This window comes from Acetivibrio ethanolgignens, from assembly GCF_001461035.1.
Lineage (GTDB): Bacteria > Bacillota > Clostridia > Lachnospirales > Lachnospiraceae > Velocimicrobium > Velocimicrobium ethanolgignens.
This window is the reverse complement of record NZ_LNAM01000221.1, coordinates 1-9,309: the sequence shown is the minus strand read 5'-3', so window position 1 is coordinate 9,309 and position 9,309 is coordinate 1. Positions and strand designations below refer to the sequence as shown.

Here is a 9,309-nt window from a genome sequence, read left to right as displayed (position 1 = left end):
TTATTTTCTCTGTTTTGCCCAAAAATAAAAGTGCCCTTAACGGGGTACTGAATAGTTACTTACAGATTTTTTATATTCCTATTTTTCTATTTATTCATGCATTCTATTTTTATATAGTGCAGCTATAAGAATACCACTTGCTAATACTATTGTTGTCAGCAAACTCCCTTCCAATCCAAATGTTCCCCCACTAAAAATTTCACAATTTTTAATTTTAAATGTCAGCAAACTTTGTGATTGTGCCATTCCTGATACATTAAAACCATAAATAGATCCCTGCATAAAATTCCACATACTATGTATGGCACTGACTCCCCAAATATTACCGTTTTTTAACAAGTAAATTGACTCAAATATTCCAAATAATATCAAATTAAGCAACCCAAGCACATGAATTCCATCATTAAAACCATGTGTTAATCCAAAAAGCAAAGAATTAATCATTACTGCTACAAATATGGTACTTTTTTTGATAATGGAAATCATTAAAAAGCCACGAAATACCAATTCTTCATAAAATCCCTGCAATAAGAAACCGAAAAAAAATAATAATATAATCTTTATGTTCAAATTCTGATTGATTTTATCAAATACAAAAATCCCCAAAAGTTCTCCTATCAGCACTATGACCGATATTAGAAAACCTCCTACCAAAATACCTTTCATATACTGTTGAAAAAAAGAGCTTCTTATAATTCCCATACACGCAAGTTTTCTTTTTTCAATTCCATAACAGTACAGTATAACCAAGCCAATTCCGATAATACTTCCATATAGTTGAATAAGCATGGCTATATCTTCTTCAATCAAACTTCCCCGAAAAAATGCTATTTTTATTATCTCAATCACAAATACCATTATCAGATTAACAGACAGGATAACAGCCAATGAATTCGGTAACATATCATTTACCTATCCATTGGCTGTATATTCACTCTTGTAAACTCTCTGCGAATTTCAATTTTCATTCTTTTTTTGACAAAGCACAAAGGGAAAGAACAAACGCTGCAACAGCCCAAAAAATAACTACAATCAAATCTGATACATCCATTGGCTTTGTCAAAAACAAACTCGCCCTTATTAAATTACTCATAGGAACAAACGGCAGCACATTATAGATATACATAGACCACTCCGGAAGTCTTTCTGCTGGATATGTTATCGGTGAAAAAAGCAGCCCGCCTATCATAATTACCTGTGTTGCCAATGCCATGGCATTCGGTGGAAGCCAATATGCAATACAAAACCCAATGCAAATCATTGTAAACTGTGTAAGTAAAATAACCAGGCAGCTTTGTACTGTTATATTCAGGTTTATATCAAAACGCAACATAGAAGCAACGCACCCCATAATCACACCCGGCAGCGAAGCAATACCCCATATGATAATATCTGCCAACAAAATAATGCTTCTTGAAACCGGAAGCGTTCTTTGATATTCAAATATCCCATTTTGTTTTCCCTCGCTTACAATCTGTGGTGCTAAAACACAGCCGACTGCAATCATCCCCAAAGTCAATGCACCCGATGCCAAATAAACAACTGATGTATCATCAAGCTGTGGAAGAAATAATGCCATTCCACATATAATTGCAACCGAAAATGCAGCCTGTGCCACACTGAATACCGGCACCAGATATTTATGTCTTATCAGGCTCCACAGTATCACTCCCTTGAGTTTTGTAAAATAAGACACCTTCGGTTTTGATAATATTTCTTCATTCACCATCTATCATTCCTCCATATTGCATATCCAATGTTGCAGATGTAAGCTTATAATTCAAAACTTTTCCTTGCCCCATAAGCTCCAGCAGCCACTTAACCGCACCCGGAACCTGCTTTTCAGACAAAGTAAGAATAAGTTGCATTTCATCTTTTTTATATTCGCTCGCTTCATTCTCCGGCAAACCATGCAATTCATCTACATCATGTAAGTACACAATCATAATATTTGACGCAAAATCATTACTCATAACTGTCGTAGAAACATTTCGTATCATACGCCCTTTGTTCATCAAAATATATCTGTCTGTATACTGCTCAACTTCAAGCAGATTATGAGTAACAACAAAAATCATATGTCCGTTTTTTGCCAGTTTCCTCATATATTGCCATACCAACTTCCGGCGTATCGGATCAACATCATTTGTCGGTTCGTCAAGCAGAATAATATCGGATGGATATGCTACTGCCATTGCAAAAGAAGTTAATCGTTGCAAACCACCGGATAATTTGTTTCCCGCCTGTTCCGCCCACTGTTCAATATCTAAATCCCTTAATATCTGCTTTGTGTATAATTGCACCTGTTTTTCAGGTACTCCCTTAATTCTTAAAATAGATTCTATGGACTGCCTTAATGTTACTCCTTCAAGCGAAACATGAAACTGTGGCATCATGGATACCAGTTCTCTGGCTGCTTTTGAATTATTCACTAATGATATTCCCCCATAAGTAATATCTCCACTGTCAGGCTTGACATTACCTATAATTTGATTCAGCAGAGTTGTTTTCCCTGCACCATTATGTCCAATAAGTGCAGTAACTTCTGAAGGGTGCAGTTCTAACGAAATATTATCATTAGCTTTTACTTTTCCTTTTTTATATGTTTTACTAATCGAATCAATAATCAACTTTTTTTCTTTCATCAATTCTCTCTCTTTCTAAAAACTAAACAGATTAGAAAAAATGCTTAATAAAAATGGGATACCCCAAAAAGCAACTATTGCTAACCCAACAAAAACTCCAATTACCTGAAACAATTTCCATATCAGAATATCTTTTTTATCAGAAAAATCAGTATCACTCTCACCCTCAAGTGCAATGACCGGATTATCTAACAAAAGCATAAGTATAAAACGTCCATCCGTCTTTCTGTGAAAACGAAACTGCCATAATATTCTTACCCAAAGGATTGAAGCTGCCGCCGAAACAATCCAACTGTCCTTATACAACCCAATCATTGAACAAAAACATAATATCAACAAATCGGACATGATTCCGGCTGATACGGCAGCCATTCTCCCCCAAAATGACCACACCCATATATGTGTCATGGTAACTGTAGCCATAGACTTTTTTAATACAATTTTTACCCCACCATTCTGCCTTTTCCATGTTTTTGCATACAACATGTGCATCAATTCGTGAAGAATTGTAGTGACCACCGAAAATACTACCATAAATGCAACCGACAGCCACATTGGAACATTGGCAGGTATAATTCTATTTCCAATCGGAATCCCGGTAAATGGAATACACACTAACACACAAAACAATGCAATGACTGATATTATTATCATCCCCTGCCTTAGCACATTCCACTTTTTCCCTTTTGGTTCTTCCGGAATAACTGCATCTACATCCAATAACGTATCCGCAAAAAAGCCACTATCCTTAAATGTGGTAATAACATTTTCATCACAATTTGCTAATACGCTTCTATCCAGACTTATACACAATGCAAACTCTTCTACTACCAGCGGTTCAGAATCAGCAGCTAATATCACATAATTCCCATTTTTTAATTTTCTTGAAAATATTTTTTTCAAAGTCATTTTTTCTTCACCGTACACTCTATATCTTACTTTTTATTTTCATAATATTGAAATATCTCCCAGTCTGATTTTTTCCCCTTTCCGCAGGTTGGGCACTTTTCTGCATAACGCTTCCATGAAGGATGCCTGAATGAAGAACCATCTTCAAAATTAATTTCATACTGTGTTCCCAGACTGCGAGGTTCTGCATATCCCGTTATTACACGCACCGCCTCATCAACAATCGCTGCTGTAAGTTGAAATATTGCAGGTGCATACGCTATGGTTGGTGGATTAAAATCTATTTTCCTAAAAGCAACAAATTGTTCCACAAACTGAGGATCATTCATACTATAATGAAGATTTAAACAATCAAAACAACCAGTCACACCTGGAATTACTGTAAATACTCTTCCTCTGCTTACCTGTGATGCTCCAAAAACGCAAGGTACATTTGCTTTCACAATCGCTTCATTTACGATTCTTTGTGCAACAAAAGGAGGTTCATCTATTGCACATATAACAAGATCTACACCTTCTATCACATCTAATACATCTTCTGGTTTTTCTATCTTCTTATTGTGTGCCTCAATCAGAATATCTTTGTTCATCTCCGAAATTGTTCTTGCTGCTGCTTCTGCTTTCGGCGTTCCAATATCTGATTCCTTATATAAAAGCTGTCTGCCCAAATTACTCTCTTCTACATTGTCATAGTCCACAATTACAATCTTTTTCGGACCGAGTCCTGCAAGCATTGTAAGTATGTTGGAACCACCACCGCCTAATCCGAGTAGGAGAATTGTTGTTTCACTAATTTTTCTATGCGGTGTATATCTATTTCCCTGACTTCCTATATATCTGCTAAAATAATTTATATTAGGCATATACCTAACTGGTACATCAGCTTCTTCCTCCAAACATTCCTCTATAAAACCCTCATTGTCTAAAAGTTCTATACCCTCTATCACATCCTCTACTGTCAGTTCCGGAAATACCTCCCGCACTTCTTCCACTACTTCCATAACTGGTCTGCCGTCAAGTCTTGACGCCAGTTCCCATAGCTGTCCTTCCGGATCTCCAAATTCTGCTGTAATTCCGAGCTGAGCCCCTATTCGAAATTCCTTACTATTTAATCTGTACAGCGGATAGATTGGCTTAATTCTTGGTCTGTTATATAATATGCTCATATTTATCACTCTTCTCCTTTGCTAATTCTCGTATATAGCACCAAAGACAAACTGAAAACTCAGTTTGTCTCCGGCACTATCAACCTACTGAATCGTCTTAGAAAACGATCCACCATGCTGTTGCGTCAACCTTGACAGCACGACGAACTGTAATGTTTTTCATAGTCTCACCTCCTCCCTTCCATACTGAATGCCCTACTACTATCAGCACTCTTTATATGTATACATCCTTTCGCCACTCTTTGAGAGTATATAAAAGAACATTATACGCTAAGCTAAATTTCCATTTTATTAACCTGACTCAACATATTTTTTATAGCCAAAAATGTAACGGTTCCCATTACAGCCAAAAGCACTATCATAACTGCCCAAGCAAAAAATGTCATGGCTGCTATCTGGCACATCAAAACCATAATAATACAGGAAGCAACTATGGTTGCAATCACAGACTGCTTTCTGAACCCAATCCAGCTTGAAACAATACCACAAAAGGCAGAAATCATGGCATAACACACCAAATACAGTACGCTTGTCAATATCAGTTCCGGACTGACAATGTCCTCACTAATCGGAATAAAGATTTCTGTTGTAAAAAATACAGCAAAAATTATGGTTCCGCTTATAAGCATTGAAATAACTGTGAACAAAAACACTACTAACAGCTTTGTTTCCATTATCCTTTCCCGACTGATAGGATAGGAAAACAGCAAAATTGCCTTTTTCCCGCAATATTCATCAACAACAATCTTTGATGACATCGTTGCAGAAATTACTGAAAATATTCCCATCATCACTACCAGTGTCAATCCTGTCACAAAATGATAAGAAGCAAATAATTCTGCATCGCTATCTCCTGGATCAATTTTAGGTATCGCTACTATTAAATATATAAACCCCAATAGAAAAAAGGTACTTATCAAAGCCGCAATCTTATATTCCCGCAAACCATTTCTCTCTAATTCCAGAGAGAATATTTTGTTTATTTTCATCTTCTCACGCTCCTTGAATTACTTTCATAAAATAATTTTCCAATCCACCGGTATTCTCTTTTGATATATCCTGTACCGGAACTTCCTGCACGATTGTTCCATTACACAGAAATCCTATATCATCTGCAACCAGTTCCACTTCTGTCAGAAAATGACTGGACATTAAAATTGTGATTCCCTGCCTTGCAAGTTCACGAAACAACTCTCTCATATCCCGTATTCCCACCGGATCTAATCCATTAACCGGTTCATCCAGAATCAGTAACTCAGGTTCATGTATCAGTGCTCTCGCAACAGCCAGTCTCTGACGCATTCCTAATGAAAAAGTAGATACTATCTGAGTTGATGAATCCTTCAAACCTACCTTTTCCAATACATTTTCAATTTTGTCAGCATTATTACACTTCATATATTCCAAATGTATCCTTAAGTTTTCCTTTGCTGAAAGGTGTTCATAAAAAACAGGAGTTTCTATAAGACTTCCTGTTCTGGAGAGGATTTCCAGATGGTCTTTTTCAGAGTCCATTCCCAAAACGATTGCTGTTCCCTGCGTAGCACTTGTTAATCCCAACAACATCTTAAACAGAGTAGTCTTTCCTGCACCATTTTGACCCACCAGACAATATATCTTTCCCCGTTTTACATTCATGTTACAATTACTTATTACATTTTTTTCTTTATAATCTTTAAATAAGTTATGCGTTCTTACCGCATACACTTCTTCCTCAATCATATCATTTTCTCCTTTCATACATTCGGTATGTATGTATTGATGTAAAAAATAAAATAAAACTGCACGACACAATTTCATTTTATTATTTACATCAATACACTTCTTCTATCATTGATAATATCTGCTCATCAAAAAGCGGAACTCCCATATGCTCAAACAATTCTTTGATGAACATAATCTTATGATGTAACTCTTCTTCCGATGCTGGAAATATAGATGGCATCAACCACAGTTCCAATAGTGGAAGAACTTCTGATAATTCTTTCGGATATTCTGTGTTGATAGAACCATCTTTGATACCTTCTTCAATTAATTTGCAAAACTCTGGTGACAAATATTTTCTTTGTGATTCTATCATCCCAGCTAATATTCGAGGATTCTCTAACAACGGAATTGTATTTCTCGATAATGTGGCTCTCTCCGTATCTTCCTGATTCAACATCATGGCTTTTTGAATTTTCTGCAATCCATTTAATCCATCTTGGTCTTTCACTATATTAAACGGGTTGTTACCCAAAAACATTTTATCCCCTAAAGCATTGATAATCTCTTCTTTAGATTTAAAATGATGATATACTGCTCCTTTGGTCAGTCCTCCTAAGTTATCAACGATATCCTGAATTGTTGTTTGTTCGTATCCTTTCTCTAAAAAAAGTCTTTGCGATACTTCCAATATTTTTTCCACTGTTAATTCCGGATATTTGTTTCTTGCCATATAGTTTCCACCTGATTTCATAAATACATTCGATATGTATGTATTTATATCACTATTCCCTTCTCTTGTCAACTATTTTCTCAAACTTTGTAGCTTTTTGTAGCTTATTTATACCAAATTCTTGACAAGAATAGCAAGCACTGCCTGTGTCATGACACAGGCGAAATTCCCACCATATTCCTATCGTCTGCTGTGTAAAAATTTCCATAGGGAAGTATCCCTAACCCTCTAAAGAAATCTATCAGCTTTTTCTCTAAACTTCTTGACCTTTTCTTCTGCTTTTGCTACAATTTGTCTTGAGTACTTTTGCCCGAAACTGAATAAAACATGAAAACAACTGTTGTAATAATCGAACATTTTACAGCAGTTTTTTTGTACCCATTTTTAGAAAGGACGTAACACTATGGCAAACAGAAACCGCACCCATCCGGTGCAATTTTATCTTGATGATGACGAGCAGTTTATCCTCGATGAGAAGTTCAAATTATCTGGCATGAAAAGCAAATCGGCTTTTCTGCGTAAGCTCATTTTATACGGATATGTTTATGATGTGGATTACAGTTATCTGCGAAATTACAATACGGAACTCGGACGGATTAGTTCCAGTCTGAACCAGATTGCAAAGCGTGTGAACAGCACCGGACACATCTATCAGGAAGATATGAACGAGGTAAAGGAGTTGATGAATCAGGTATGGCATACACAAAAATCCATGCTATCAAAGCAACCGTTGATAAAGCGATAGACTATATCTGTAATTCAGAAAAAACCGATGAAAAAATGTATATTTCCTCTTATGCCTGTTCTCCGGAAACCGCTGCGATTGATTTCAAATATACCCTCGACCATTGCAGGGAAAACAGTCCAAACAAAGCCTATCATCTGATACAGGCTTTTGCACCCGGCGAGGTTGATTTTGAAGAAGCTCACACAATCGGACAGGAACTTGCTGACAAGGTTTTAGAGGGGAAATATTCCTATGTTGTTACTACCCATATCGACAAAGGTCATGTACATAATCACATCATATTTTGTGCTACCGATAACCTTGAATATAACAAATATCATGACTGCAAACAGACCTATTACCGCATCCGACAGTTAAGTGACGAGCTGTGCAAAGAACACCAGCTTTCCGTTATTATTCCCGGAGAAAATCGTGGCAAAAAATATAAGGAATGGCAAGCTGATAAAAATGGCACAGCATGGAAACCGACCTTGCGAAAAGACATCAATTCCTGCATCCAATCTTCTTCCACTTATGAAGAATTTTTGCTTTTACTAAGAGCAAGGGGATATGAGATTAAGGGCGAAACTTTTGATGATAATGCAGCAAAATATATTTCTTTCCGCCCTTTGGATAAAGACCGTTTTATTCGTGGCAGCATAAAATCTTTAGGAAAAGAATATACAAAAGAACGTATCAAAGAACGCATAGAAATGAAACGGGAACGAAAAGCTGTCATTCCTAAAAAGGATTACAGCTCACGCAGTCTGATTGATACTTCTGACGAGAAGTTTCAGAACAGTCCCGGACTGAAACATTGGGCTGCTATTGAGAATTTAAAAATAGCTGCACAAAGCTATAATGAAGTGGGTTCTTTATCTGATTTAGAACATCAGATTGCAGTAAAAACCGAAGCCGGAAAATCTGCAAAACAAAGTGTCGTACAACTGGAACACAGCATGAAAGACCTTGCAGAAATTATCAAATATGCCGAGCAGTATAAGGCAAACCGTACCTACCATACCGGCTACAAAAAAGCCAAAAATCCGGATGCTTATTTCCGCAAATACGAAAGTCAGATTATCCTTTATGGCGGTGCAAGACGTATGTTAGAGCAGGCTGGTATCAATCTGAAGGGATTGAATATTGAGAAGTTAAAAGCTGAATATCATAGATTAGAAACACAGAAAAAAGAACTGACCGCAACTTATAAAAATTGTGAAAAAGAGGTACAGGATTTGAAACGGAAGCAGGAAAATCTCAACCGCTATCTTGGACGAGAAGTATCACAGGAACATATTACGGAACTGACCGAAAAAGACAGAAATCAAATCTTATAGCTTGTTAAGAACCAGACCTTGTATTATACCTGAATCCGTGAAGTTCACCCTTTTTTACAACCAACTCCTAAAATGGAACTGATTG

Annotated in this window: 10 protein-coding genes; 2 read left to right on the top strand and 8 right to left on the bottom strand. The window is 36.6% G+C overall.

The genetic code is table 11. The features are described from left to right. Positions 1 to 90 precede the first annotated feature (90 nt). The 8 genes from ASU35_RS17990 to ASU35_RS17955 form a co-directional block, all read right to left on the bottom strand. On the bottom strand, positions 91 to 903 hold the full coding sequence (locus ASU35_RS17990) for a CPBP family intramembrane glutamic endopeptidase (protein ID WP_058354340.1): 813 nt from the start codon (positions 901 to 903) through the stop codon (positions 91 to 93). A 61-nt stretch (positions 904 to 964) separates the two neighbouring features. Continuing rightward, positions 965 to 1,729, bottom strand: coding sequence for an ABC transporter permease (locus tag ASU35_RS17985; protein WP_058354339.1), 765 nt, complete (start codon positions 1,727 to 1,729; stop codon positions 965 to 967). Beyond that, entirely contained in the window at positions 1,719 to 2,645 is a 927-nt protein-coding gene (locus tag ASU35_RS17980) for an ABC transporter ATP-binding protein (RefSeq protein ID WP_058354338.1), read from the bottom strand. Before ASU35_RS17980 ends, ASU35_RS17985 begins: the two co-directional genes overlap by 11 nt. Positions 2,646 to 2,660: 15 nt before the next feature. Then, positions 2,661 to 3,548, bottom strand: coding sequence for a hypothetical protein (locus ASU35_RS17975; protein ID WP_147525494.1), 888 nt, complete (start codon positions 3,546 to 3,548; stop codon positions 2,661 to 2,663). A gap of 32 nt (positions 3,549 to 3,580) precedes the next feature. Continuing rightward, positions 3,581 to 4,714 (bottom strand): ThiF family adenylyltransferase, encoded by a 1,134-nt coding sequence (locus ASU35_RS17970; protein ID WP_058354341.1) that lies wholly within the window; start codon positions 4,712 to 4,714, stop codon positions 3,581 to 3,583. 281 nt (positions 4,715 to 4,995) lie between these two features. Continuing rightward, positions 4,996 to 5,709, bottom strand: a complete 714-nt coding sequence (locus tag ASU35_RS17965) for an ABC transporter permease (protein ID WP_058354336.1) — start codon at positions 5,707 to 5,709, stop codon at positions 4,996 to 4,998. A 4-nt stretch (positions 5,710 to 5,713) separates the two neighbouring features. Beyond that, entirely contained in the window at positions 5,714 to 6,442 is a 729-nt protein-coding gene (locus tag ASU35_RS17960) for an ABC transporter ATP-binding protein (protein ID WP_058354335.1), read from the bottom strand. 91 nt (positions 6,443 to 6,533) lie between these two features. Next, on the bottom strand, positions 6,534 to 7,157 hold the full coding sequence (locus ASU35_RS17955; RefSeq protein ID WP_058354334.1) for a TetR/AcrR family transcriptional regulator: 624 nt from the start codon (positions 7,155 to 7,157) through the stop codon (positions 6,534 to 6,536). Between the two features lie 403 nt (positions 7,158 to 7,560). Between ASU35_RS17955 and ASU35_RS17950 the strand changes: the two genes are divergently transcribed. Both ASU35_RS17950 and ASU35_RS17945 read left to right on the top strand, forming a co-directional pair. Further along, positions 7,561 to 7,902, top strand: coding sequence for a plasmid mobilization protein (locus tag ASU35_RS17950; protein WP_058354333.1), 342 nt, complete (start codon positions 7,561 to 7,563; stop codon positions 7,900 to 7,902). Then, positions 7,851 to 9,224, top strand: coding sequence for a relaxase/mobilization nuclease domain-containing protein (locus tag ASU35_RS17945; protein ID WP_058354332.1), 1,374 nt, complete (start codon positions 7,851 to 7,853; stop codon positions 9,222 to 9,224). Before ASU35_RS17950 ends, ASU35_RS17945 begins: the two co-directional genes overlap by 52 nt. Positions 9,225 to 9,309: the final 85 nt, after the last annotated feature.